The organism is Acinetobacter sp. OYA S30 (genome assembly GCF_033599315.1).
GTDB classification, from domain to species: domain Bacteria; phylum Pseudomonadota; class Gammaproteobacteria; order Pseudomonadales; family Moraxellaceae; genus Acinetobacter; species Acinetobacter baumannii.
The window spans coordinates 86,107-111,596 of sequence record NZ_JAWVAV010000008.1 but is presented as its reverse complement, the minus strand read 5'-3'; the positions used below and the strand labels follow the sequence as shown (position 1 = coordinate 111,596).

Annotated in this window: 22 protein-coding genes and 1 pseudogene; 7 read left to right on the top strand and 16 right to left on the bottom strand. The window is 36.7% G+C overall.

What is annotated here, in order from left to right; genetic code table 11:
• Positions 1-59: 59 nt before the first annotated feature.
• The 4 genes from R5R67_RS06470 to R5R67_RS06455 all read right to left on the bottom strand — a co-directional run bounded on the left by R5R67_RS06470 (position 60) and on the right by R5R67_RS06455 (position 4,532).
• A complete protein-coding gene (locus R5R67_RS06470) occupies positions 60-1,046 on the bottom strand; it encodes an AraC family transcriptional regulator (RefSeq protein WP_001987950.1) in 987 nt (328 codons plus the stop codon).
• A gap of 324 nt (positions 1,047-1,370) precedes the next feature.
• Complete coding sequence (locus R5R67_RS06465; protein ID WP_000163846.1) at positions 1,371-2,156, bottom strand: 3-hydroxybutyrate dehydrogenase; 786 nt, start codon at positions 2,154-2,156, stop codon at positions 1,371-1,373.
• Positions 2,157-2,189: 33 nt separating this feature from the next.
• Positions 2,190-3,611: a GntP family permease gene (locus tag R5R67_RS06460; protein WP_000263716.1), complete on the bottom strand. Its 1,422-nt coding sequence runs from the start codon at positions 3,609-3,611 to the stop codon at positions 2,190-2,192.
• Positions 3,612-4,019: 408 nt separating this feature from the next.
• On the bottom strand, positions 4,020-4,532 hold the full coding sequence (locus tag R5R67_RS06455; protein WP_001121559.1) for a hypothetical protein: 513 nt from the start codon (positions 4,530-4,532) through the stop codon (positions 4,020-4,022).
• Between the two features lie 226 nt (positions 4,533-4,758).
• On the opposite strand from R5R67_RS06455, the gene R5R67_RS06450 reads away from it, so the two are divergent.
• The 5 genes from R5R67_RS06450 (at position 4,759) to R5R67_RS06430 (ending at position 9,997) form a co-directional block, all read left to right on the top strand.
• Entirely contained in the window at positions 4,759-5,640 is an 882-nt protein-coding gene (locus R5R67_RS06450; protein ID WP_000172956.1) for a LysR family transcriptional regulator, read from the top strand.
• 245 nt (positions 5,641-5,885) lie between these two features.
• Positions 5,886-6,590 carry a CoA transferase subunit A gene (locus R5R67_RS06445; RefSeq protein ID WP_001045563.1) on the top strand — a complete coding sequence of 235 codons (705 nt, stop codon included), beginning with the start codon at positions 5,886-5,888 and terminating at the stop codon, positions 6,588-6,590.
• Position 6,591: 1 nt separating this feature from the next.
• Positions 6,592-7,233: a 3-oxoacid CoA-transferase subunit B gene (locus R5R67_RS06440; RefSeq protein WP_000312583.1), complete on the top strand. Its 642-nt coding sequence runs from the start codon at positions 6,592-6,594 to the stop codon at positions 7,231-7,233.
• 116 nt (positions 7,234-7,349) lie between these two features.
• Positions 7,350-8,759 carry a short-chain fatty acid transporter gene (locus R5R67_RS06435; RefSeq protein ID WP_000414929.1) on the top strand — a complete coding sequence of 470 codons (1,410 nt, stop codon included), beginning with the start codon at positions 7,350-7,352 and terminating at the stop codon, positions 8,757-8,759.
• Positions 8,760-8,824: 65 nt separating this feature from the next.
• Complete coding sequence (locus tag R5R67_RS06430) at positions 8,825-9,997, top strand: thiolase family protein (RefSeq protein ID WP_000095308.1); 1,173 nt, start codon at positions 8,825-8,827, stop codon at positions 9,995-9,997.
• Positions 9,998-10,057: 60 nt separating this feature from the next.
• Here the strand turns inward: R5R67_RS06430 and R5R67_RS06425 are convergent, their stop codons facing one another.
• The 4 genes and pseudogenes from R5R67_RS06425 to R5R67_RS06410 form a co-directional block, all read right to left on the bottom strand.
• Positions 10,058-10,954, bottom strand: a complete 897-nt coding sequence (locus tag R5R67_RS06425; protein WP_001983834.1) for a LysR family transcriptional regulator — start codon at positions 10,952-10,954, stop codon at positions 10,058-10,060.
• A gap of 291 nt (positions 10,955-11,245) precedes the next feature.
• A pseudogene (locus tag R5R67_RS06420) lies at positions 11,246-11,824 on the bottom strand (LysR family transcriptional regulator); the annotation flags it as partial.
• A gap of 777 nt (positions 11,825-12,601) precedes the next feature.
• A complete protein-coding gene (locus R5R67_RS06415; RefSeq protein ID WP_000668585.1) occupies positions 12,602-12,823 on the bottom strand; it encodes a hypothetical protein in 222 nt (73 codons plus the stop codon).
• Positions 12,824-12,914: 91 nt separating this feature from the next.
• Positions 12,915-13,100, bottom strand: coding sequence for a hypothetical protein (locus tag R5R67_RS06410; RefSeq protein ID WP_000922092.1), 186 nt, complete (start codon positions 13,098-13,100; stop codon positions 12,915-12,917).
• A 413-nt stretch (positions 13,101-13,513) separates the two neighbouring features.
• On the opposite strand from R5R67_RS06410, the gene R5R67_RS06405 reads away from it, so the two are divergent.
• On the top strand, positions 13,514-14,932 hold the full coding sequence (locus R5R67_RS06405) for an aspartate ammonia-lyase (RefSeq protein WP_000980436.1): 1,419 nt from the start codon (positions 13,514-13,516) through the stop codon (positions 14,930-14,932).
• A 57-nt stretch (positions 14,933-14,989) separates the two neighbouring features.
• On the opposite strand, the gene R5R67_RS06400 is transcribed toward R5R67_RS06405, so the two are convergent.
• A complete protein-coding gene (locus tag R5R67_RS06400; RefSeq protein ID WP_000546103.1) occupies positions 14,990-17,200 on the bottom strand; it encodes a TonB-dependent siderophore receptor in 2,211 nt (736 codons plus the stop codon).
• Positions 17,201-17,719: 519 nt separating this feature from the next.
• Here R5R67_RS06400 and R5R67_RS06395 point away from each other — a divergent pair.
• Complete coding sequence (locus tag R5R67_RS06395; protein WP_000222732.1) at positions 17,720-19,006, top strand: MFS transporter; 1,287 nt, start codon at positions 17,720-17,722, stop codon at positions 19,004-19,006.
• 39 nt (positions 19,007-19,045) lie between these two features.
• Here the strand turns inward: R5R67_RS06395 and R5R67_RS06390 are convergent, their stop codons facing one another.
• From R5R67_RS06390 to R5R67_RS06360, 7 genes are read right to left on the bottom strand one after another with little or no spacing between them, the layout of a single operon-like run.
• Complete coding sequence (locus R5R67_RS06390; RefSeq protein WP_001167101.1) at positions 19,046-19,327, bottom strand: gamma-butyrobetaine hydroxylase-like domain-containing protein; 282 nt, start codon at positions 19,325-19,327, stop codon at positions 19,046-19,048.
• Entirely contained in the window at positions 19,311-20,309 is a 999-nt protein-coding gene (locus R5R67_RS06385) for a HEAT repeat domain-containing protein (RefSeq protein ID WP_000011844.1), read from the bottom strand. The genes R5R67_RS06390 and R5R67_RS06385 overlap by 17 nt, the downstream gene beginning before the upstream one ends.
• Positions 20,306-21,145, bottom strand: a complete 840-nt coding sequence (locus tag R5R67_RS06380; protein ID WP_000117516.1) for an ABC transporter ATP-binding protein — start codon at positions 21,143-21,145, stop codon at positions 20,306-20,308. Before R5R67_RS06380 ends, R5R67_RS06385 begins: the two co-directional genes overlap by 4 nt.
• Position 21,146: 1 nt before the next feature.
• Positions 21,147-22,001: an ABC transporter permease gene (locus R5R67_RS06375; protein WP_000097139.1), complete on the bottom strand. Its 855-nt coding sequence runs from the start codon at positions 21,999-22,001 to the stop codon at positions 21,147-21,149.
• Between the two features lie 34 nt (positions 22,002-22,035).
• Positions 22,036-23,466, bottom strand: coding sequence for an ABC transporter substrate-binding protein (locus R5R67_RS06370; protein WP_001249633.1), 1,431 nt, complete (start codon positions 23,464-23,466; stop codon positions 22,036-22,038).
• A 19-nt stretch (positions 23,467-23,485) separates the two neighbouring features.
• The gene (locus tag R5R67_RS06365; RefSeq protein WP_000864074.1) at positions 23,486-23,731 is read right to left on the bottom strand and encodes a ferredoxin family protein; all 246 of its coding nucleotides are present in this window, start codon (positions 23,729-23,731) and stop codon (positions 23,486-23,488) included.
• A gap of 20 nt (positions 23,732-23,751) precedes the next feature.
• Complete coding sequence (locus R5R67_RS06360) at positions 23,752-25,485, bottom strand: fumarate reductase/succinate dehydrogenase flavoprotein subunit (RefSeq protein WP_000428985.1); 1,734 nt, start codon at positions 25,483-25,485, stop codon at positions 23,752-23,754.
• Positions 25,486-25,490 lie beyond the last annotated feature (5 nt).

Here is a 25,490-nt window from a genome sequence, read left to right as displayed (position 1 = left end):
ATAAATAAAAAAACTGATTTAGTTGCCTAAATCAGTTTTTTTATTTGGAAAATTAAATATCAGAAAATTTTGCCTTTGGTCTCACTTGGGTTTTCTCCAAATTCTTCACGATACTCTTGAGAAAAACGGCTTAAATGGTTAAAGCCCCAGTCATACGCAAGCTTTGAAATAGAAACCTTTTTATCTGCTCCTGTAGTGCTCAAAATCTTATAAATTTGTTGGAGACGATATTTTTTTAAATACGACATTGGGCTGGTGCCGTAGTATTGTTGAAATTCATCATACAATTTTGATTTTGAAACCCCAGCCAGACGCTGCAAGTCTTCTGCACAGATTTCTTCGTGAGCATGTTCAATAATAAAATTACGAACCTTTCGAATATAAGCTGGCTCATCTTGATGTGAGAGTGACTTTAAAGCTTCAGAGTAGTTGTTTTCTTGAGATAATAGTAAGGCTTTAATTACAAAATTTTCATAGTCTTCAGATAACATCTGTAAACCATAAAAATTGCTATATTGTGATTTTAGCTGCAAAAAATTCTGAATATTCTTCCACCACGCTCCAATCAGTTGCTCAGAGTCTAAGTGCATTTCAGGGTTAAAAATGATAGGCGTTTCTATAGGTTTATTCAGTAAATCTGCAAGGACAATCTGCATACTTCGCTCAGGAATAACCACCTGAAATTTTCTACAGTCTTTATCGATAATCAGATCTTGTTGATCATTATTTGAAACAATTAGGCCTCTGTTTTCATCAGATTGATAATGTGCACCACGAATGTTGAGAGCTTGTCGCCCTTGTATAGGTAAACTAATGCTATAAGCTTTTAAATTTGAGATGTTGATGGCAACATTTGCACCATAACTGATTGTGCCGATTGCCATTTTTTTATTGGGCAAACGCATTCCGTCATAGTGGAAATCGAGATTATCTTTGTAAATTGTGTCTAGACGGTGTTCACCACAAATTGTGGACATTAGATTCTGCGCAAATTCAGCTTTGCGTGAATAATGATTGAGTTCCATCTGTTGGCTGAGTGATATCATATCCTTTTCACCTAGCTAAAACTTATTGCTAAAAAAGCAACTTGTATGCCAATTAATACCCTTTAATTGACGAGTTTTCCTGAAAAATATCTAATCAAGAAAGAGAGTAAAGATTACTTTCTCACACTCTATTAGATTTTAAAAATAGAAATAAGTTAAATACCTTTAAAGTATAATTTCATACCTTAACAAACTTATTTTATTAGATTTTTATAAAGAAATAGAGTAGAGATAAAGCATTATTTAGAATAGTAGGCGATCGTAAATTTTTAACGAATAAAAAACCGCTTATATAAAATAAGCGGCTTTTATAAAACAATTAAATTATTGGGCCGTATAACCGCCATCCATCACGACAGCTTGGCCTGTTACCCCACCTGCTTTTTCACTCGCAAGGAAAATTGCATAATCAGCGATTTCTTCAACAGATAGCAAACGCTTTTGAGGAACCATTGCCAAGATAACATCTTCAAGTGCACTGTCTAAACTTACATTACGGGTTTTAGCCAAATCTGCAATTTGCCCACGAACCAATGGTGTATCTACATACCCCGGACATAAAGCATTTACCGTAATACCATCACGTGCACATTCTAATGCGGCAACTTTTGTTAGGCCAATTACGCCATGTTTAGCGCTGTTATAACCTGCCTTTCCAGCGAAACCAATCAAGCCATTAATTGAAGCCATATTAATAATACGACCATATTTTTGGGCTTTCATGATTGGAAAAACATGTTTAATACCAATAAATGCCCCAGTTAACATGACTTGAACTAACTTTTGAAAAACAGCCGTTGGAAATTCTTCAATAGATGCAACATGTTGGAAACCAGCATTATTAATTAAGATATCAACCGTACCAAAGGTCTTTTGAGTAAGCTCAATGGCTTGTTTATAAGCGTCTTCATCGGTCACATCGCATGGTGCAGATAATGCGTCAAAACCTTGCTCTTTAAGTGAGTTTGCCGTTTCTTGGCACTTTTCGGCATTCATATCAGAAATAACAACTTTGGCACCTTCTTGAGCAAATTTCTTAGCAATCTCTAGACCGATACCACTTGCAGAACCTGTAATAAAAGCGACCTTACCGTCTAAAAGTTTTGTCATTTATTTACTCCTTAATACTTATATCGTGCTGATTTAAACAATACCCGTTACGGTAAAGACCGTAATCACCACAAATACCGCTAATGTCTTAATTACCGTGACTGCAAAAATATCTTTATACGATTGTTTATGGGTTAAACCTGTAACAGCGAGTAAAGTGATAACAGCACCATTGTGCGGTAAGGTATCCATACCGCCTGATGCCATTGCAACCACACGGTGCATGACTTCTGGTGGAATACCCGCAGCTAAAATCGCGGCGTTATATTGTTCAGCCATCGCACTTAAAGCGATACTCATACCACCAGAAGCTGAACCGGTAATACCTGCTAAAACAGTTGTTGTCACAGCCCCATTGACTAATGGATTTGTAAAAGTACTGCTCATTGCATGACTAATCATGGCAAAACCCGGTAATGACGCAATAATTGCACCAAAACCATACTCAGATGCGGTATTCATCACTGCTAAAAGTGAGCCACCAATACTGGCATTAATGCCTTCTTTGAAGTTCGTCACTACACGTTGATAATCAAACAAAATTGCAGTAATAATCCCGACAATCAACGCAAGACCAACTGCCCAGATCGCACCGGTTTTTGCAACGTCTACGGTGTAATCCGCTAATCCAACTGCAGCAAAATCAAAACCATTTGGATACCACTCTTTGATTGCTTTAGACAAATATTTGTTCATTACGGCAACAAGAATGAGAGGCACAAACGCTAAAAACTGACGAGCCGTACTTCCATTATTTTGCAAGTTCATATCGGCTTCAATTTCTTGAGATGGCGTATTGTCTACGCCAAAACCCAAGAAACCTTCGCCAGCTTTTGCAGCTGCACGGCGACGCCATTCTAAGTAAGCCAAACCCATGCATAGAACAAAAATAGCACCAATAATTCCTAGAAATGGTGCGGCATAAATATTGGTGCCAAAGAATGTGGTTGGAATTACGTTTTGAATTTGTGGTGTACCAGGCAATGCATCCATGGTAAATGTAAATGCACCCAGCGCGATGGTTCCTGGAATTAAACGTTTTGGAATATTCGCTTGTCTAAAAAGCTGGTTTGCAAAGGGATAAATTGCAAATACAGCAACAAATAAACTTACACCGCTATAGGTTAAAATTGCACCTAGTAATACAACCGTTAAAATTGCTTTTTTTGCCCCAATCCATCTTACAATGGTTCTAGCAATAGACTCAGCAATTCCTGACATTTCAACGACTTTACCGAAAATTGCGCCAAGCAAAAACACAAGAAAGTAATCTTTAATAAAGTTCACCATTTTGGGCATAAAAACACCCGAATAAAACGGCAAAACATTGGCTGGGTTAATGAGTAAAACTGCAAGTAAGGCACAAATTGGTGCCATGAGAATGACAGAAAAGCCCTTGTAAGCTGTATACATCAACAGCCCAAGCGAAAGTAGAATTACAAATAATTCCCACATATATTCTTTCTCCCTAAAGAATAGATATTAGGTTCAATAAAATTACCAAAAGATATTTAGGTTATCCCAAACCTATAATGATAAAAATCACAATATCTATGTGTGGTAATAGGTAAATGAGCTTAAAAATAAAATATCACTAAAATATTTAAAAACAATGTAATTTATTTAAATTTTTAAATACCAATAAAATACAAACACTTATTTGGCTCTCTTAGTAAAATTTAATTATTAAAAAAATATTATTGTTTTATAAAACTTATTAATTATTGAGTAAATTAAATTAATGTTTCTATATTATTTAATAAAGCCAATTGAATAATATATTTTTTAAATTAATTTAATAAATATTTTATTAGTTGAGATCAGTAATTTTTTATCTCTCTAAAGATTTTCTACTATGTACTTTTAATATTTAATTTCTACTATAATAATATAAACAATATAAATTAATATATAGATTAGCGCTGCCAGTACCCCACCGATTACTAGTGCGATCTCCATTGAATTAGAGGGATTATTTTCTGGTTTTCTAGCAAAAATTACCGGGTATTTTGCATTCTTAATTTTTTCTTCAGCAATTCGATAATGCTTTTTACCTATTCTTATAAAAATAAGGATACAAATAATAGGTAAAATAAATGATGAGTAATAAACTAATGAATCTACTGACAATTTATTATTGATCGCATCATCACATTTATGAAAATAATTTTGATTTTCTTTACTTAATTTACTGATTTTTTCAGGAGTAATTTGACTAAAATCAAAATCATTACGGCAACCAGATATAAAGACATCTTTGGCATCTCTAGAACTACTTGACCCACTACTCGTATGACGCATATGTACTGTTGTATAAGACATAATATTATTACAAAATAAAAAGCTAAATTTTATTAGATTAATAATAATTGGCAACCTAAACCTTCCTTAGCTGATATTTCCAAATAGTAGCGGCTGGATCCTGCGTTTCATCATACTTTGCTAAAAACACTGATTAATTCAGCTAGAAAAATTTACTAAAATAATTCAGCACATTGAGCTCTACTTGCTTTTTCATAATTTTTTGTCAAAAAACATCATATTAGGCAAATTTTCGTATAAATTACTCTTCTAGGTAAGTTGAGTAATTTAAAGGAAAGAAATGACGCTTAAACAACTAAAAGCTTTTTTGGCCCTTGCGCGTACACTCAACTATGCCAATGCTTCTTTAGAGTTACATCTCAGCCAATCTGCTTTAAGTCTCACCATCAAAAGCTTAGAGGAAGAATTAGGCGGTAAACTGTTTAACCGTAATACACGCCGTGTTGAACTTACTCAAGAAGGCAAATCACTCATTCCGTACGCTAAAAAATTACTCGCCAATTGGGATGAAATGGAAAACGATGTTAAACAACGGTTTAAGCTCAATCGTGGAACATTAAGTATTGCCTCAATGCCCTTTGTGACCCATGCCATTTTGCCAGAGGTGATTCATCAATTTTTAGCAGTCCACCCCAATCTTAATTTTTCGATTCACGATATTCCAAATGAGACCATTATAGAAAAAGTACAAGATGGTATTTTTGAGCTTGGTATTTGTTTTGAACCGGATCTCACCGAAGGTTTAGAGTTTAAACCGTTGTTTGAAGAAGACTTCTTAGCTCTATTACCTAAGAGTCACCCACTCGCTCAATCATCTTCTATTACATGGCATGAGCTTTGTTCAAATCCATTTGTAACCTTGCAAAAACCCTCAATTGTTCGATATTTAGTTGAGCAAAATTGTTTGCGAAATAATATAACGCTTGATTTAAAAGTTGAATGCCACCAAATTTCATCTCTCTCAAGTTTCGTTGCTTATGGAATTGGGGTAAGTGCAATTCCAAGGCATTTTGCTAAACACATTGATAAAGAACATAACGTACTGATTGATTTAAAAGACGAAGCCATTCATAAAACAGTAGGAATTGTTTATAAGAAGAACTTTGAAATTTCAAATATTTCTGCTCAATTTATTGAGGCACTGGTTCAATATAAATTTTAAAAAATTAAAGATTGTCTTTTAGTATAAGTTAAGCTTATGGATAAGTTAAATTCTTTAATTTTTATAAGTTTCAATATGTTGCAGAGTAATTTTTAAATTTTTTAGCTTGTATGCGTCTTAAGTTTTGTTCTTAATTTGATATTATTCATTGATTATACTTATTAATCATTTAAAAAAATTAACTTCTATAACACAAAATGTGATGCTAAAACTAGAAACACTAAGGGATATAGGAAAACAACAGAATGAATAAAGTTTATGCCAACGCAGAGGCAGCACTGAAAGATGTAATTGCAGACAATCAAACACTTGCTGTTGGTGGTTTTGGTTTGTGTGGAATTCCGGAAAAACTAATTGTTGCAGTGAAGCAAAGTGGTGTGACTGGTCTCACATGTATTTCGAATAACGCAGGTGTAGATGATTTCGGTTTAGGTATATTGCTTCAAACCAAACAGATCAAAAAAATGATCTCTTCTTATGTGGGTGAAAATAAAGAATTCGAGCGCCAATATTTAAATGGTGAATTAGAAGTTGAACTAACCCCACAAGGCACCTTAGCTGAAAAGTTACGTGCTGGAGGTGCTGGAATTCCAGCATTTTACACACAAACTGGTGTAGGTACACTCATTGCTGAAGGTAAAGAAGAACGTATTTTTAACGGCAAAAATTACATTTTAGAAGAATCTTTAACAGCCGATGTAGCTCTTGTTAAAGCATATAAGGCAGACAAGGCAGGTAATTTAGTATTTCGTAAAACTGCTCAGAATTTTAATCCCGAATGCGCAATGGCTGGAAAAATTACAATTGCAGAAGTTGAACAGGTGGTTGAAATTGGTGAATTGGATCCGGATGAAATCCATTTACCAGGTATATATGTGAACCGCATTGTATTAAACGCATCACCTGAAAAACGCATTGAGCATAAAACTTTAAGCACGGAGGCAGTATAAAATGGCTTGGTCACGTAATGAAATGGCACAGCGTGCTGCAAAAGAACTTGAAGATGGTTTTTATGTCAATTTAGGTATTGGCTTACCTACCCTTGTTGCCAATTATATTCCTGAGAATATTAATGTTTGGCTTCAATCTGAAAATGGCTTATTAGGTATTGGTGAATTCCCGACTGAAGAAACTGTCGATGCCGATTTAATTAATGCCGGCAAACAAACGGTTACTGCTCGCCCTGGTGCAGCCTTTTTCTCAAGCTCAGAATCTTTTGCCATGATTCGTGGTGGCCATGTCAACATTGCAATTTTAGGTGCAATGGAAGTTTCTGAAAAAGGAGACTTAGCGAACTGGATGATTCCGGGTAAAAAAGTCAAAGGTATGGGTGGTGCAATGGACTTGGTTGTTGGTGTTCAAAAAGTTGTTGTTCTAATGGAACACTGCGCAAAAGACGGTACACCAAAAATCGTGAAAAACTGTAGTTTACCTTTAACAGGTAAAGGTGTTGTTCATCGCGTAATTACAGACTTAGGCGTAATGGATATTACGCCACAAGGTGTAGAGCTCATTGAACTTGCTAAAGACGTAACGCTCGAACAAATTCAAGCTGCTACAGGTGTCGAGTTTTATAAAACCTTAGTCGCGTAAATTCTAAGGCTTAGTTAGCTGTACAAGACTCAAGTTAGTAAGTGAGCTTGAGTCTTAGCCCTATCAAGCACCGGATGTGCTGTCTATAAATAAGAATGAGAAGGATTTTTTCAGCTATGGAAAAACAGCAAGGAATTTTTGAAAGATTTGCTCTTCGGATTAGTGACTGGTCTGAAAAATGGTTTCCTGATTCATATATTTTTGCTCTGCTTGGCGTCATTATTGTCTCTGTTGCCGCCTTGGGTATTGGTGCTCCAATCCATGATGTAGCGACCTCATTTGGTAATGGCTTCTGGAGTCTTATTCCCTTTACCCTACAAATGACTATGCTCATTATTGTAGGTTATGTTGTTTCTGTATCTAAGCCCGTAAAATTCCTGATCCAAAAAATGGCGCGTATTCCAAGTTCTGGACGTGGTGCTATTGTTTTGGTGGCAACCGTTAGTTTATTAATTTCACTAGTCAATTGGGCAATAAGTACGATTCTTACTGCACTTTTAGTGATTGCATTAGCAAAACGTAAAGAGCTGAATATGGATTATCGTGCTGCTGCGGCAGCTGCAATCATTGGTATGGGAGCAACTTGGGCTCTTGGAATTAGTTCATCAGCAGCACAGCTTCAGGCAAATAAAACCAGTTTACCTGAGTCAATTTATAACCTAACTGGTGTTATTCCATTTACCGAAACGATTTTCCTTTGGCAATCAATTGCAATGACCATTATTTTAGTGATTGTTTCAATCGCTATTGCATATTGGTCTGCCCCAAAAGGCAATAGCGTTAAAACCATTGATAGTTTTGATGTGCAATTTGAAGAAGAAAAAACAAATGAAGCAAAATCTACTCGTCCAGGTGACTGGTTAGAAAATTCGCCTATCTTAACGATTATTGTGGTGGTTTTAGGCTTAATCTGGATGTTTTTTGAATTTTCAAAAAGCAATCCCATCATTGCCATTTCAAGTCTCAACACCTACAACTTCGTGTTTTTAATGCTTGGGTTAGCTTTACATGGCACACCACGGAACTTTTTAAATGCTGTTGCAAAAGCAGTTCCGGCAGTATCGGGCATCTTAATTCAATTTCCACTGTACGGAAGTATCGCCTTTATTATGACGCAAGCTTTAAATAGCCAAGACTTATCGCTGTCACATTATATTGCCGAGTTTTTCGTTTCAATCGCTTCAAAAGAAACCTTTGCAATTGTGATGGGAATTTACTCTGCGGTACTTGGATTTTTTGTACCTTCAGGTGGTGGAAAATGGATCATTGAAGCCCCATATGTAATGCAAGCAGCAAATGATTTAAAGGTTCATTTGGGTTGGTCTGTACAAATTTATAATGCAGCCGAAGCTTTACCAAACTTAATCAATCCATTCTTTATGCTTCCAATGTTAGGCATTTTAAAACTAAAAGCAAAAGATGTGATTGGTTTTACAGTGACACAACTCGTTGTGCATTTTCCTTTAGTTTTATTCTTGCTGTGGTTCTTTGGTAGAACGCTCAGCTATACCCCTCCAACTTTTTAATTTAGTGGCGCCTTTAGTTTATGCTAAAGGCAAATTTAGCAAATACACCAATAAGAGATATTAAGATGAGTTCAATTGTTATAGTTTCAGGTAGCCGTACTGCAATGGGTGGTTTTCAGGGTAGTTTATCTTCTCTAACTGCTCCAGAACTTGGCGCTGCTGTCATCCGCGAATCGATCCAACGTGCAGGTGTTAAGCCTGAACAAGTAGATGAAGTGATTTTCGGTTGTGTACTCAGTGCAGGTATTGGTCAAGGCCCTGCTCGTCAAGCCATGCGTAAAGCTGGCGTGCCTGATCATGTCGGAGCTGTGACCATTAATAAACTTTGCGGCTCTGCAATGAAAGCGGTGTTAATGGCATCAGATACCTTAAAAGCAGGCAGTGCCAATATTATTGTGGCTGGCGGCATGGAATCTATGACGAATGCACCTTATATTTTGCCTAAAGCTCGCGGTGGTTATCGTATGGGACACGGCGAAATTAAGGATCATATGTTTTTAGATGGCCTCGAAGATGCAGAAACAGGTCGTTTAATGGGGTCTTTTGCTCAAGACATGGCAAATACCAAAGGCTTTACCCGTGAGCAAATGGATGACTTTGCAATTTCTTCACTTAAAAAAGCGCAAACTGCGATTACGGAAGGTTATTTCAAAGAAGAGATTGTTCCTGTTGAAGTAAAAACCCGTAAAGGTGTCGAAGTTATTGATCAAGATGAGCAACCATTAAAAGCAAATCTTGAGAAAATTCCGACTTTACGCCCTGCTTTTAGCAAGGACGGCACAATTACAGCCGCTAACTCAAGCTCTATTTCTGATGGTGCTGCTGCATTAGTACTTACCACTGAAGAATATGCTCAAAGTCACGGGTTAAATACTTTAGCAAAAATTGTGGCAACTTCGACTCACTCTCAGCATCCAAGCGAATTCACAATTGCTCCAATTAGTGCAATTCAAAAAGTACTTGAGCGTGCTGGTTGGTCTGTTGATGAAGTAGATGCTTGGGAAATTAATGAGGCTTTTGCAATGGTGGCAATGGCACCAATTCATGAGCTAGGAATTGATGAAGCAAAAGTAAACGTCCATGGTGGTGCATGTGCATTGGGCCATCCAATTGGTGCTACAGGTTCAAGAATTATTCTTTCTCTTATTTATGCATTAAAACGCTTAGGTAAAAAGAAAGGTGTCGCTGCCCTTTGTATTGGTGGTGGTGAAGCAACAGCCGTTGCGATTGAAATTTAATTTAAAATTAAAAGAAGATGTAAGGATTTTCTTACATCTTCTTTTTTATAATTAAAACTCTTAAGCAGTTTTAAATAGTTCATAACAGGTTTGACGGAACCATTTATGGCTACTCTTGTGGTGACAAGACATATGCCAATGTTGCTTAACATCATAAGTTGGAAAATCAAGCGGTGCCGGTAAAATCTGTAAGTTCTCTCTAACCAATAAAACCTGACTTAAATAATATGGCACAGTGGCAATAGCATCTGTTTCCTGAACGACCAATCCCACACCTAAATAACTTGGTAAGCGAATTAAAATATTTCGGTCCAGCCCTTTATTCTGCAGCTCATTTTTAATGTGATAATGCCCAATACCCGCATCAATATCGATGTGAGATTCACGCATATAATCCTCTAAAGTGAAATTATTTGGGTCTAAACGTGGATGGCTTTTTGAGCTAATTACGACATAGTGTTGACGAAAAAACTTCTGCTGATAAAAACCTTCTTCTAACTGCGGTAAAAAACCTATGGCTAGATCAATTTCACCGTTTGCCATTTGATAGCTAGTTTCTGGTGTAATCGGCCTAATATTTAAACGAATCAAAGGAGCTTTTTCTTTTAAATAATTGGTCAGTTGCGGCAATAAAACCAAATGAGATACATCAGTCATCGCAATCGTAAACAACTGATCTGAGGTCAACGGATCAAAGTTCACATTAAAATTATTAATGCTTTCAACCTTATCAATAACTTCGCTAATGAGTGGAAAAATTTGCTTTGCCAGTTCAGTCGGAATCATTTCATTACCGACTCGAATAAACAAAGGATCATTAAAATGTTGGCGGATTTTGTTTAGACCATTACTAACGCTCGGCTGTGTCAAACCAATAGCATCTGCAGCCATTGAAACACTTTTGAACCGATAAATATGATAAAAAATATTTAATAATCTACTGTCTAGATCAAACAAAATTGTCTCCGCTTGGACTCAATAATCCATTGAAATAAGTTCAAAGTAGGTATGAAAGAGATAAATACTCCTATACTCTACTTTTGACTTATTGAAATTTACTCTAAATTATCAAAGAATTTAGACAAGGGGCAATGCTTTATACTGCCTTTCATCGTAAAGACCAAAGCATAATCTACTTATTTGCTTAATTTATATATAAATATCGTGTACTTCATCATTTCAAATGAGTAGACGTTATAGGTCTTGCTGGCCTTTGAAACCATTCCATATTTTCTGTACCGACTTATTATCACTCAAAATTGTATGTTTAGGGCTGTGGTCGGGTTCAGTTGCAGAAACCGGTACAATAACCGTTTCAGCAATTTTAATCCCACTTAAAATATCATCCCCCACTTTTCTAATATTGCTTTTATCTGCATAGCAAATCATAAAGTCACAAGCACCTTCTTTTAACAAAGACAGGCCTTCTCCACTATTCGTTGCGACAATTTCAATTTTTAAATCACGAATAAGTGTAGGAAATTTCTTTAAAAAAGTAGTTAAAAATCCAGAAGCTAAAGAATGAACAACGCAGAAACGAATGGTCGATTCAGTTTCATTTTTAATATTTTTAATGAGTTTTGCGGTCTCCTCTACCTGTTTTTCAATATTTTTAGACATCACTAATAAAATTCGACCAATGTCTGTAAATTCGATGTTGTTTTTGTTGTTCCTAATAATGACTTCAGCACCAATCATTTCTTCAATTTGTTGAATTCTTCGAGTAAATGCAGACTGGCTAATAAATCTTTTCTCTGCTGCTTTTGAGATTGAACGTTCGCGTTCTAATGTGAGGAGATCCTCTACCCAACGGACTTCTAAATTCATCTTATCTATTCCCTTTTAGATTTGTAATTTTATTAATTGATATTTTTGGGAAGTAGCATAAATAAATTTAGTGATGAGAAAGAATGATAAAACATAGGGAGTACCTGCAAAAATGCGAGAAGTGAAAGGACAAAGCCAATCTATAAAATTAAGTATTTAATAATTCTGACATAGAAAAGAAGATAAGAAAATAATAGGTTTTGTTTTCACGAGACAAGAGATGAACATAAGTACAATTCAGCTAAAAAAATTATTTAAATCAAACAATAAAAACCCATCATAAAAATAAATAAGCGATCTTAACAAGATAACTTTTAGAAATAAGCAAGAACTAATATTTGTACATTTTATTGATAAAAAAAGTCCGCACCTTGGGGAAGAATGCGGACTGTAAACTGTTTCAATAACCGATCCTTATGTTATTGATTAAATTTTTCAGAATCTTAATTAAGATACTTTTCCACTATAAAAGGTAGTTAAAAAATCTATTTTCATACCCTTTTTACTTTGCCTAATCCAAAAAATATGAAAAATGATTTTTTACTCACTCAATGGGTTGGTAAGGTAATAATTGATAAGAAAATGATTACCTTACCTCATTTCAGGATTTAAGCAGTCATAATAATTGATTGTATTTAAATACAATATTTGAAAAGAGTATAAGATAAAAAGATAATCCCGACTATTATACTAAAGTATCTATTTGGGTGTACACAAACGTATGGAGTCCCCTTTAAAAGCGGTGACGATTTTCGCAGACGGGTTGATCAAAATGACCTAATATTCACCAATCAAGTAGTATAACTTTCTTGAAATTTCAACCATCATATTAGAAGTATATTGACTGATTTCAAATATCTGTTTTTTCTGTGGATTGAAAACCATATTGTCTTTTTCATCACTAAAAAAAACATAAGTTGTGTATTTATCCATGTGATGAATATGCTCTTTCAAGCTGAGTTTCTCACCAGAGTTAGGGTCATATGCAATAAACTTCATTCTCATGCATTTGTCTCTTTACAGCGTGCTTACACCTTATAAAATTTCAGTCAAAAGATTATTTAACAGACAATAATCTTGAATGCCTAAATTATTGATACGATGCAGTAGGGATATTTTGTTTAGCTTTTTGAATAGATAACTCAGCATTCTTAATTGATTGCTCAGCTTCTTTAAGCATGTGCGAACTTTTAGTTTCAGCTTTTTCTTCATTACCCCAAAGGAGATAACAAGCAAAACTTCCCAATATTAATAAAGCAGCAGTTACTTTTAACATAAACTTAATAAATCAAAATTTTCTGTATTATAAGTATTTTTATGTGAAATGCATCACAATTTTATTAAAATTTATTAAACAAAACTCATTATTTGCTTATATAAATTAACTTTCACATGAAAAATCAAATATTTTTTTGATTTTAATACACGGAAATGATTGCTTAGTTTTCTGTATAAATTTTGATTTACTTACATTTTCACACCTTTGACCAATCTATAAAATTAAATAAATATTTGAATATATTAAACTTTAGAACAAGTATTCATTCTATATACGCTCATATACCAACGATTATTTCTCGACTACCGTCTTTTTTGTTATGCAAAAAATGCATAATTGCTTTAATAAATGCATTAGAAGTGAAGCATTTCGAATTCTAAGATGAATCATCTTAACTAATTCGAAGTTTAATGATGAACGCTGATATTACTACCCGTATTGAGAAGGATCTTATTGGTCATCGAGAAATCAACAATGACCATTATTACGGAGTTCAAACATTACGTGCTTTAGAAAATTTCAACTTAACAAATAGCAAAGTTGGAAATTTCCCTAATTTAATTAAAGCATTAGCTATGGTTAAACTAGCTTGTGCTGAAGCAAACTATAATCTTAAAAACTTAGATCAAACTAAATTTGAAGCGATTGAATACAGCTGTAATCAGCTTATTCGTGGTAATTTCCATGACCAGTTCCCAATCGACATGATGCAAGGCGGTGCTGGCACTTCAACCAATATGAATGCAAATGAAGTATTGGCAAACGTTGCTTTAGAATATATGGGCCATTCTAAAGGTCAATATCAATACTTGCATCCAAATAACGACATTAATATGTCGCAGTCAACAAATGACGTATACCCTACTGCAATTCGTTTAGGTTTATTACTTAGCCTAGATGAGTTAAATCTTCCATTTAACAATTTGATTCTTAGCTTCTTGAATAAATCTCAAGAGTTTGCACACATTTTAAAAATGGGTCGTACTCAGTTACAAGACGCTGTGCCTATGACATTAGGTCAAGAGTTTGGTGCTTTTGCGGTAACTCTACAAAAAGACCTTGAGCAAATTAATACGCTTATTCCAAATGTTTTAGCTTATATGAATCTTGGCGGTACAGCGATTGGTACGGGAATTACCACTGAATATAGTTACCGTGAACTCGCGATTCAAGCACTTGGAAAAATCTCTGGTAAGAAAATTAAGTCAGCTCCAGATTTGATTGAAGCCACTTCTGATATGGGTGACTTTGTTCTTTTATCTGGTTTATTAAAACGTACTGCAACTAAACTTTCAAAAATTGCCAATGACTTGCGTTTACTTTCAAGTGGTCCACGTACTGGCATTAATGAAATTAATTTAGAAGCACGTCAACCTGGTAGCTCGATCATGCCAGGTAAAGTAAACCCAGTTATTCCTGAAGCAATGAACCTTGCTTGCTTCCAGATTATTGCAAATGATTTGGCTGTAACTTTAGCTGCTGAAGCTGGTCAATTACAGTTAAATGCAATGGAACCACTTATTGCATTCAAACTGTTTGAATCGATGGACTTGCTTGGTAAAGCAATGGCAATGTTCCAAACCAAATGTATTGATACAATTACGGCGAACCCTGAACACTGTAAAGCTTTGGTTGAAAATTCAATTGGTATTGTGACTGCACTTAACCCATACCTAGGTTATGAAACTACAACTCGTATTGCTAAAACAGCAAACGAAACTGGGCAAAGCGTATTGGCTTTAGTTCAAAATGAAGGTTTATTATCGGCACAAGTGCTTGATGATATCTTGTCGATTAATAATATGGTTAAACCAAAAATTTCGGCTTAATTCCTGAAAATAAAAAAGGAGCTTTTATAAGCTCCTTTTTTATTTGTTCTATAACTTTTAAAAGCTAAAAGTTGTAGAGAACTGGGCTGTACGTGGATTGCCTAAGAATAAATAGTCATCACCCATAAATGCCCCTACATCACGCCAATATTTCTTATTAAACAAGTTATCAATATTGAATCTAAAAGTTGTGTCATGCCCAGCAAAATTTGTTTTATAGGCAGCACCAATATTAAAGACACTATATCCGCCTACTTTTGCAGTTCCCTCTTTATTTGCATATTTACTGCTACTGTATTGCATACCACTGAGTAATCTTAAACCTTCAACTGACGGTACTTTATAAGATAACTGGGCTGTGGCACGTACTTTCGGCACATTTTGAGTTTGATGACCTTTGTAGCTGTCAGTATCAATATCAACAAGACGAGATTTGGTATAGGTAATGCCAGAACTTACGTCAAGTGTATCGGTTAAGGCACCTGTTAAACCTAACTCAATACCTTGATTGTGTTGTTCGCCTTGCTCAATAAAATCTGGAGGACTATCAATATTAATCTTGCTGTATTGATTGTCTTGTTTTAAATCAAAAATAGCTGCTGTTAACAAGAAGTTCCGAATTTGTTGCTTAATACCAAGTTCATATTGTTCAGAGCTTCTAGGTGATAGTACTGAAGGGCCTATATTATTTTTAATATTATTTGTATACCACGGAGCTTCGCCACCGTCTGATAAACCTTTAGCATATGAAGCATATAGATTAGTCGTAGCAGTTGGGCTATACATGAGCGCTAATTGTGGCAAGAACTTGTTTAAATCCGTATCACGGCTTTGCTGCCCATCTGAATTATAAGCTTGCTCATCAAGATGAATCAGTTTCCCACCGAATAAGGTTGACCAGTGATCATTAAATTGAACTCGGTCAGATACAGTAAATGCAGTCTGATCACTCTGTAGAGCTTTGTAACGATCGCCTGGACTTTCCAATGACGGATTGTAGTCGACCGTATTTTCATAGATATTGCCTGTTCCTATAAATCCATTAAGTGGTGTATGGTGTTTTAGAGTTTTATAAGTATGTTGTAATTCGAAAGCGATTTGATGCTGTATATTGCCAGTATTGAATTGACCATTTAACCCAGCAGCAAACTGATTGGTTATACGTGCATCATCTGGACTGCGATAATCATAAATGTCATAGTTGCCATCTTTGTAGAATACTGCAAGTTCATTACCTGATGAGTAATAACTTCCATAAGGAAATACAATATAATCATCAATCACAACACGGCTTTGAGACGCACTTAAGCTACCATTCCATTGATCGTTAAATGCATATTGATATTTCAAACTCGCATTTAGACTGTTATTTACAACAGGCTTACTCCAAGACTGGTAACCCAATAAACGGTCTTGATCTACATTTGTTGGTACTTCTTGCCCATCAAGCAGTTGATAACCGGGTACTGAACGTTGACTTTGATGCTGGGCTTCAATATCGAACAATAATTTAGAACGCTCATTAATTTTCCAGTCTAAAGCTACTGAACCAAACTCACGCTTACCATTTGCATGATGAACATTTGGATGGATGCTTTCATGGGCTAAATTGATTCGATAACCAAAACTATCATTAACAAAGCCGCCAACATCTGTTGCCAGTGTATAGCCGCCTTCTGAATTTGCATCTACAGTAATGTTTTTAACATCGGCTGGTCTTTTGGTTACATAGTTAACCACACCACCTGGTGTCGACATTCCACTTTGAATTGCAGAAATGCCTTTTAAGATTTCAACTTGTTCTTTATTTTCTAAAGCTACATTTTGTTCGCCACGTATGGTATGGCCATTAATGAGATAGCTTGAGCCTAAATCGAGTGCGAAACCACGTGCTACAAAGTTTGGATAGTAACCAATAGCGGCATAACCATCGCCTAAGGATGAATCATTTTTAATCACATCGGTCAGTATTTTTGCGTGTTGATCTGCTATACGTTCAGATGTAATGGTTGTAATAGATGCAGGTACTTTCTTTAAATCACCAGTTTGAAAACCAGATAAACTCACTTTTTTTGATGTGTATAGTGCATCACTATTTTGTGTAGCGTTCACAGTAATGGTTGGGAGCTGCGAAACCTCCGCTTCATTTGCATAGACGACAGATGTTATGAGTGCAATAGATGAAGCCAATGCTGTTTTAGAGCATGTCATAAAGTGAAGATTTAACGAACGTCTTTCCATTGAATAACTACCTGCCATACCGTGCATAATTTGAAGCGCTAGAAATAAGTGCTGAGCCGATTTTTAGCCACGCAAGAATACAGCTACATATATTGAGAAACAACATATTCTGTATTTTTTCGATTAAGTGAATTTAGTCCGACTTTTTTCAACTTATCATTCTATAAATTTCATTTATTTTCTTAGGAATTGATACTATAACTTTTTAAGTATTATCAAATATTCAAAATACACTTAAGCTCAAAATGGCACTTAAAAGGAGAAACAGAATAGAAAAATACTGGTATTAAATTAGCTTACTGATTTTAAAAATAATTAATTATTCAGTTAAATAAAAGGAAGTGTTCGATCATTGGTAAAAAACTCTTTAAATCGAACAAAAGGAAGTAATCTCACTAGAATCGAATTTTAAAATTAGAAAAAATGAATGGTTAGGAATTCTAAGGACGTGCTCAGGGTTGAGTGATTTTTAAAAAGTTCATTCTATTTTCTGTTTAGCTCACCTAAAAAGTTCCTAGTTTTTGTCTACAAAATGATGGAAGTAATATGACATATACTCAGGAAGAAAAACGTAGCCGGATACGTGGGATTGTAGGCGCAGCCTCTGGTAATTTAGTTGAATGGTTTGATTTTTATATTTATGCAGTATTTGCTGCTTACTTTACTCAAGCTTTAACCGCGCCAGATATGGATAGCACAACCAAGTCTATTTATGTTTGGGGGGTGTTTGCAGCAAGCTTCTTTATGCGTCCGATTGGAAGCTGGCTATTTGGTCGTATTGCAGATCGACATGGCCGAAAGAAGTCGATGATCATATCAATTTGTCTGATGGCTTTAAGCTCCTTTTTGTTTGCAGCTTTGCCTACTTATGATCAAGTCGGTTTATTTGCCCCTTTTCTGTTACTCCTTGTTCGTTTACTTCAAGGCTTATCAGTGGGTGGTGAATATGGCGCCGTTGCCACTTATATGAGTGAATTAGGCTTAAAAGGTCAGCGTGGTTTTTACTCATCTTTCCAATATGTCACCCTCTCTGGTGGTCAATTGCTTGCAAGCTTACTGGGCGTTATTTTATTGACGTTCTTAAGTGAACAACAATTACATGATGGCGGTTGGCGTATTCCATTTGTTATTGGTGGTATCGCAGCAATCTTATCTTTGCTTGCACGTAGTCGTTTAGAAGAAACACTTTCTCATCAAGACAGCGAACGAAAAGAGTCTGGTAGCTTAAGAGAACTCTTTAAAAAGCACTGGAAAACCTTTTTATTAGTGGTTGGATACACTTCTGCTGGTTCATTAACGTTTTATGTAGAGACTGTTTATTCAAAAACCTATTTAACCAACTTAGGGATGGATGGAAAAACCGTTGGTTATATCATGACCTTCGCCCTATTTGTCTATATGTGTGCTCAACCTGTATTTGGTGCAATTTCAGACCGTATTGGGCGACGCTCTTCAATGTTGGCATTTAGCTTATTGTCCGCCATTTTTATTTATCCCGTCATGGTGATCGGGATGCGTGCCTATATAGATTCTCCGATCATCATTACCTTGCTACTCATCTTTATGATGATGTTACTCAGCTTCTATACTTCTATTAGTGGTTTGGTAAAAGCTGAAATGTTCCCACCTCATGTGCGAGCTTTAGGTGTAGGTTTCTCTTATGCAGTAGGTAATGCACTGTTTGGTGGTTCTGCGCCTTCGGTTGCCTTACAGTTCAAAGCCGCTGGAATTGAAAACACCTTCTTTATTTATGTGATTGTCATGCTGATTATCTGTTTCTTATGTAGCCTTGCGCTTCCTAAAAAACCAGATTATTTAGAACATGATCATTAATTAAATAAGATGCCTTCTGTCCAAAGCAGAAGGCATCTTTTAGCCCTTAGCAAATTCTTTTAAAAAAGCCCACGGAAAAATCCCTTTATCATGCCCATCGCTAAAGCAAATTTGGGCACCATAACCTTGATCAAACATAGCTGTCACTTCAACATTTTGATGTTCTATTTTAATTTGTTTAATCCGCTTCGCTCGGCAAAAGCCACATGGGCAAATTTCCCTTAAACTTTGATGACTCAGACATACGCTTGAGCCATCGGTCCATATAAAGTGAACCTGCTTATTTATAGTGTCGACACGGATATCAGGTCTGATTTGCATACTTCACCTCACCAATTTGATTTAATCCAATACGAATCGCTTTTCGTACTTCAGGATCTGGATCATTTTGATGTTGTTCCAATAGCTTCTGAGCTTCTGCTGTACCAATTTCACCGAGTGCTAAAGCGACTTCTTTACGCAAGTTACTAATTTCATGCTTAAAGTTATCAGTCAAATGAGCAACTGCCAGATGTGATTTAAGTAGTCCCAAGCTCCGTACTGCTGCAATACGTACTTGCCAATACAAGTCTGATACAGCATGAATTAAAGGAGCTTCGAGCTGAACAATACGTAATTTTCCAATCGTAAGAGCAGCTTCCACTCTTAGTTGCCAACTTTCCGAAGTTAAAGAGTGTTGAAGTGCTTGGATGACCTCTGCGGATATACTCTGACTATAAGCCAAACCACCTGTTGCAATACGGCGGACCTCATCATCTGTATCTGTTTCGGCAATTTTTGCCAATATCGTAATTGCTTGGTCTTGTTGTAACCAACTTAATGCACTGACTGCCTCACGGCGTACAAATGCATCTTCGTGGTGTACCAAAGCAGATATCTCTTCAAATAATTGCTGTGGTCGTAAAGGTTTTAAAGCACGCAGAATTGCACTAAGAGCAAAAGTATCCGTATGCTTTAAATACGGTGCCAGTATCTGGGCTGATGCCGCATTTTTAACTTCACTTAAACTCTGGCTGGCAGCTTGTCTCACATTCAGATCAGCATCAAATAAGGCTCGAGCTAATACCTGCAAACTGGTTGGGTCTTCCCAGCTTTCTAGTTTTTTTGCTGCTTCTTCACGAACTAAAGCTGAAGAGTCGTGTTGTAGTGCTGTATGCAACCAAGGAAGTAAATCCGGATTTTCTTCATCACCAATATTCATTAAAGCGACAAAGCGGATCTTTTCATCTGCATGATTGAGCTGCGCAAGAAATTCCTGATTATATTCATCGATATCATCTAAAGCTTGATAATAAAAACTCATTCGTATTCCTTAATTTGTGATTTCTTTCCAAGCCCTAATGGATTTAAACGGCTTAACTCTTCTTGTTGAGTGGCTTCTTTTAAAGTCTGGATGCAATGTTTTTTAATGGCTGTAAATTCACTACTCGTTACAAGCTCAACATCCCGTGGACGTTCAAACTTAAGTGGAATTTCTTCAATAATTCGCCCTGGTCGATGGCTCATAATCAACACTCGATCGGCTAAAAAAAGTGCCTCATCAATATCGTGGGTAATAAATAAAACCGACGTTTGAATTTCTTGCCAAATTTCGAGTAATAGCATTTGCATTTTTAAACGAGTTTGAGCATCTAACGCACCAAACGGCTCATCCATTAATAAAATGCGAGGTTGATTAATCAGTACTCTCGCAATTTCAACCCGTTGCTGCATGCCACCAGAAAGTTCAGCTGGAAATTTATGTTCAAAACCTTTAAGTCCGACCAGATCAATCATTTTCTGAGCTTGTTCAATACGCTTTTGTTTAGCGATGCCTTTCATTTTTAAACCAAAGGCTATATTTTCGAGCACGCTTTTCCACGGAAATAAGGTATGTTGCTGAAACACCAAACCTCTATCTGGATGCGGTTCAAATATCGATTCATCATCGACCGTTAAAGACCCAGAACTAATCGGTAAATGCCCTGCCAAAGCGCCTAATAATGTGGATTTACCACAACCCGACGGGCCAAGTAGACATATAAACTCGCCCGGTTGTATTTCGAAATTAACCCGATCTAATGCCTGAAAACGATTTTTAGCTTGCCCTAAATGTAGAGATAGATTTTGAATACGCACATGGCCTTGTGTAACTGACATTTTAAGACTTCCTTAGTTGATACCATGGAGTAAATCGGTTTCCAATCACACGCACCAATGTACTGCTAAACATACCTAATGCTCCTATTAGCACCATGCCAACCACGATATTGCTATAGTTTTGCAAGGTGAAAGACTCCCATGTGAAGTATCCAATTCCATGTTGCCCCGAAATCATTTCGGCAGTCACTAAACAGAACCAGCAAGTACCCATTCCAATGGATAAACCAGTAATAATATTCGGTAATGCCCCCGGAATAATGACTTCATGAATAATGGCAAGATCAGAAGCACCTAGACTTTTTGCAGATGCAACGAGTCTTGGATCAACTGCACCAACGCCATGTACGGTGTTTAATAAAATTGGAAATAAAGCCCCAATAAAGGTAATAAAAATCATGGAAGCTTCTGAGGATGGAAAAATCAGAATTGCTAAAGGAATCCATGCAACTGCTGGTATTGGACGTAATACTTCTAATGGTGGCATTAGAAAGGCAGCCAGTTTTTGATAACGTCCTGCCAACAAACCAATACCTACACCAATTAGAGCCGCAAGCACAAAACCAATCACTACACGAAACACACTAGATTCAACATGTTCAAATGCAGCGCTGAGTTGAAAAAAAGCCCATAGCGCATGAATGACATCTAAAGGTGTCGGGACATTGCTAAAGTTCACAAAGCCTAAATTTATTTTAAACTGAGCAAGTCCTTGCCAAATGACTATCCAAAAAGCTATAGATGTGAAAGCAATCACATGGCTTTTTAAACGCGCTGGATATGATCTCAACTGCTGAAAAAATTTAGTCAAAAATGTACTTTGGTTTTTAGGTTTTGTTTGGACCAAACTACTCATTCGTCACCTCCTGCTCATTAGGTAAGACAACACATCAGCTCTGTTTTACAAGCTGAATAGCTTTAAAGTCATATACTTTTCCACCCTGTTGTTTAGCCCATTTTTCAGCATCATCTTTTAATAAAAAGGCTTGAATTTGTCCTGCTTTGTCTGTGGCATACCATGCTAAATTAGCAAGTAACTTAATGTCGGACTGATGATCTTGGCTATAAACCACACGCACCGTTTTTCCATCGGCTTGTATTTTCTTTAAATCAGAAAAAGCATGCTCAGGCGTTTCGTAGCTACGAACTTTTTCTTCACCCGTTACCCAAATTTGAGTCACCCGATCAAATGTTTTGATGGGTTGGCCTGTTAAAGCGTCATTGGCAACCAAAGGTGATTTTGTATAGTCAGCCAATTGCTGGCTGTAATTAAGTCCAGATGCCTGAAATGCATCCTTAATATATTGGTCATCAATAAATTTATTTACATCAAGCGTACCGTCGTTTTTTCCTAAAACTTTTAAGGTATCTATCGCAATTTGAGTCGCTTTTCGATATTCAGGTTTCCACGTTAAGTCACGAGTTTGCAGACCTAAAGGGCCATGAAATAGATAAACAACTTCGGCAGGAATACCTGTTTTTTCAGCAATAAGTTCACTATATTTTTCTGGCTGTTCCTGAATCAGACGATTCGCTTCAATAGTTGCTTGTAAATAGGCTTTTATAACTTCTGGATGCTGCTGTGCATAATCCTTGCTCGCAAGTGATCCATGAAATGTAGGTGATTTTGCTTGTGAACCATCATAGATTTTTTTAGCAAAACCTTGGTAAGCAAATAACTCTCCAAATGGTACGAAGTCAGCATGTGCAGCAATCTTATGACTTTTTAATGCAGGTCCCGCCACTTCTGGCGCCTGAGCAATCACTTTAATATCTTTATCAAGTTGCCAGCCTTCAGCCTGAATCGCTCGTAGCAATAGTCCATGAGCAGTTGAAGCAAAAGGTACGGAAATGGTTTGTCCTTTTAGTTCTTTCAGTGATGTTACTTTTGAGTCAATTGGAACAACAATCGCATTACCGCTACCATTAATACTGCCTGACAAAGGTGCTAAAAATATGCTTTCTTTCCCAGCTTTTTTAAATGCCGCTAAATTATTAACCGCAGGAAAGTCAGCCATTGCTCCCAAATCTAGACGCCCAGCTACCATCTCGCTGGTAAGTGGTGCACCAGAGGTAAAGTTTTTCCATTGAATATCATATTTAACGTGTTTGTATTTACCATCTTTAGGCAAATATTTTGGTAATAAATTCAATTCACGAATGAGCAACCCACCTGTTGCACAGTTAATGGTCGTGTCTTGTGTACCAATGGCGACACGCACAGTTTCTGTTTTACTGCCGCACCCCAAAGTGCCGAGTACCATGGCACCAATTAAGCTACTGAGTAATAGTTTTTTATTGATCAATTTATTTTGTCTCATGTTGAGTATTCCAAATTAATTATTTGAGTAGGTATGGGATATTTACTTTGACTGCATCCGTTGGGCAGTCTTTTTCACAAGGCATGCAATACCAACATTCATCAAATTGCATATAAGCTTTTTGGGTTGTTGGATCGATTGCTAATAAGTCCATTGGACAAACATCTACACAGACAGTACATCCTTTATCAGCAATACATTTATCTTCATCGATAATGACGGGTGCGACAGTACGGTGCTGTACTTCTTTAAAAATAAAAGCCATGATTTGAGTTCCTGATTTATTTAGTCTGCTAGAGCAACATCTTTTTGAATACGTAAACGGTCATACGACACAGCTTCATCTTGATTAATCGGAACTACATAAGGCTCGATTGGCTTTTTGAAACTGACCATATTGCCGTGTTCATCTTTTTTCAAATGCGCGTGACAGAACCAATCCGAGTTATTTTTTTGAGGGAAATCTGCTCTATAGTGGTACAGTCCCCAGCGGCTTTCTTCTCTAAACAATGAAGCTCTTGCTGCCATTTCCGCACAGTCTCGAATAAAAGAAACTTCAGCGGCACGCATCAGCTCATGAGGGTTTCTTGCAGAAATTCGCTTAATATCCTGTTTAATTTCTTCAAAACGCTTGAGCCCAATTTGCATTTTTTGGCGAGTTTTAGGGGGCTGCAAATAGTCATTTACAAAACGGCGCAGCTTATATTCCACTTGCTCTGGAGGTAAACCTTCTGAGCAATTCAGTGGCGCAAATATTCGAGCTTTTTCTGCTTCTATTTCGCTTTGGTTTAATTCACTATCTTCAACTGCATTCACGTATTGCGCAGCATTTACACCTGCAAACCATCCGTAGGTAAATGCACCAAGCATATAATTGTGAGGTACAGCAGCCATATCACCAGCACTGTATAATCCTTTAACTGAAGTCTCAGCTTTTTCATTTACCCATACGCCAGAAGCGCTGTGCCCGCTACAGAAACCAATTTCTGAAATATGCATTTCCACCATATCTTGACGGTAATTGGTTCCTCGCCCCTCATGAAAACGTCCACGGCTTGGGCGCTCATTGGTATGCAAGATTTCTTCGATGGTTTGAATGGTTTCTTCGGCCAGATGATCTACTTTTAAATAAACAGGACCATTACCACTTTCCAGTTCTTGGTAAAACTCCCACATCATTTGACCACTCCAGTAGTCACATTCAATGAAACGTTCACCTTTACTGTTAGCGGTATAACCTCCTAAAGGACCAGTCACATAGGCACAAGCTGGGCCGTTATAGTCTTTAATCAATGGATTAATCTGGAAGCATTCTAAGTTAGCAAGCTCAGCACCTGCATGGTATGCCATTGCATAGCCGTCACCTGCATTGGTTGGGTTTTCATAAGTGCCCATTAAATAGCCGGAAGCTGGCAAACCTAAACGCCCTGCGGCACCACAACATAAAATGGCAGCTTTCGTTTTAATGACATAAAAGTCACCACTACGACAGTCAAAACCAAGTACACCATTGATTGCACCTTGCTCATTTTTTAGAAGCTTCGTAGTGACAATCCGATTATTAATTTTGACTTGAGCACGCTTTAACTGACGATATAAAACTTTTTTAACGTCATGGCCTTCGGGCATTGGTAAAACATATGCCCCCATGTGATGTACTTTTTTTACTGCAAATTCGCCAGTCTCATCTTTTTCAAACTTAATACCCCATTGATCGAGCTGTTGAATGGTTGTGAAACTATGCTTCGCATATGCATATACAGTGGTTTGGTTAACTACCCCATCATTAGCAATGGTAATTTCTTTGGTGTATTGCTCAGGTGTTGCGTAGCCCAGAATAACAGCATTATTCAGTCCATCCATTCCCATTGAAATCGCCCCACTACGTTTTACATTCGCTTTTTCAATGAGCAAGACTTTTAAATTCGGGTTTTCTTGTTTGGCTTTAATCGCAGCCATTGGCCCTGCAGTTCCACCACCAATCACCACAATATCGAACTCAAGATATTTATTTTCCATTGAAT

Excerpts from the sequence above, each read along its gene's own strand:
- R5R67_RS06400 (WP_000546103.1), bottom strand. The coding sequence starts at position 17,200 with ATGCACGGTATGGCAGGTAGTTATTCAATGGAAAGACGTTCGTTAAAT.
- R5R67_RS06370 (WP_001249633.1), bottom strand. The coding sequence starts at position 23,466 with ATGAGACAAAATAAATTGATCAATAAAAAACTATTACTCAGTAGCTTA.
- R5R67_RS06435 (WP_000414929.1), top strand. The coding sequence starts at position 7,350 with ATGGAAAAACAGCAAGGAATTTTTGAAAGATTTGCTCTTCGGATTAGT.
- R5R67_RS06375 (WP_000097139.1), bottom strand. The coding sequence starts at position 22,001 with ATGAGTAGTTTGGTCCAAACAAAACCTAAAAACCAAAGTACATTTTTG.
- R5R67_RS06410 (WP_000922092.1), bottom strand. The coding sequence starts at position 13,100 with ATGTTAAAAGTAACTGCTGCTTTATTAATATTGGGAAGTTTTGCTTGT.
- R5R67_RS06405 (WP_000980436.1), top strand. The coding sequence starts at position 13,514 with ATGATGAACGCTGATATTACTACCCGTATTGAGAAGGATCTTATTGGT.
- R5R67_RS06440 (WP_000312583.1), top strand. The coding sequence starts at position 6,592 with ATGGCTTGGTCACGTAATGAAATGGCACAGCGTGCTGCAAAAGAACTT.
- R5R67_RS06365 (WP_000864074.1), bottom strand. The coding sequence starts at position 23,731 with ATGGCTTTTATTTTTAAAGAAGTACAGCACCGTACTGTCGCACCCGTC.
- R5R67_RS06395 (WP_000222732.1), top strand. The coding sequence starts at position 17,720 with ATGACATATACTCAGGAAGAAAAACGTAGCCGGATACGTGGGATTGTA.
- R5R67_RS06380 (WP_000117516.1), bottom strand. The coding sequence starts at position 21,145 with ATGTCAGTTACACAAGGCCATGTGCGTATTCAAAATCTATCTCTACAT.
- R5R67_RS06470 (WP_001987950.1), bottom strand. The coding sequence starts at position 1,046 with ATGATATCACTCAGCCAACAGATGGAACTCAATCATTATTCACGCAAA.
- R5R67_RS06430 (WP_000095308.1), top strand. The coding sequence starts at position 8,825 with ATGAGTTCAATTGTTATAGTTTCAGGTAGCCGTACTGCAATGGGTGGT.
- R5R67_RS06465 (WP_000163846.1), bottom strand. The coding sequence starts at position 2,156 with ATGACAAAACTTTTAGACGGTAAGGTCGCTTTTATTACAGGTTCTGCA.
- R5R67_RS06360 (WP_000428985.1), bottom strand. The coding sequence starts at position 25,485 with ATGGAAAATAAATATCTTGAGTTCGATATTGTGGTGATTGGTGGTGGA.
- R5R67_RS06445 (WP_001045563.1), top strand. The coding sequence starts at position 5,886 with ATGAATAAAGTTTATGCCAACGCAGAGGCAGCACTGAAAGATGTAATT.
- R5R67_RS06415 (WP_000668585.1), bottom strand. The coding sequence starts at position 12,823 with ATGAAGTTTATTGCATATGACCCTAACTCTGGTGAGAAACTCAGCTTG.
- R5R67_RS06390 (WP_001167101.1), bottom strand. The coding sequence starts at position 19,327 with ATGCAAATCAGACCTGATATCCGTGTCGACACTATAAATAAGCAGGTT.
- R5R67_RS06450 (WP_000172956.1), top strand. The coding sequence starts at position 4,759 with ATGACGCTTAAACAACTAAAAGCTTTTTTGGCCCTTGCGCGTACACTC.
- R5R67_RS06460 (WP_000263716.1), bottom strand. The coding sequence starts at position 3,611 with ATGTGGGAATTATTTGTAATTCTACTTTCGCTTGGGCTGTTGATGTAT.
- R5R67_RS06385 (WP_000011844.1), bottom strand. The coding sequence starts at position 20,309 with ATGAGTTTTTATTATCAAGCTTTAGATGATATCGATGAATATAATCAG.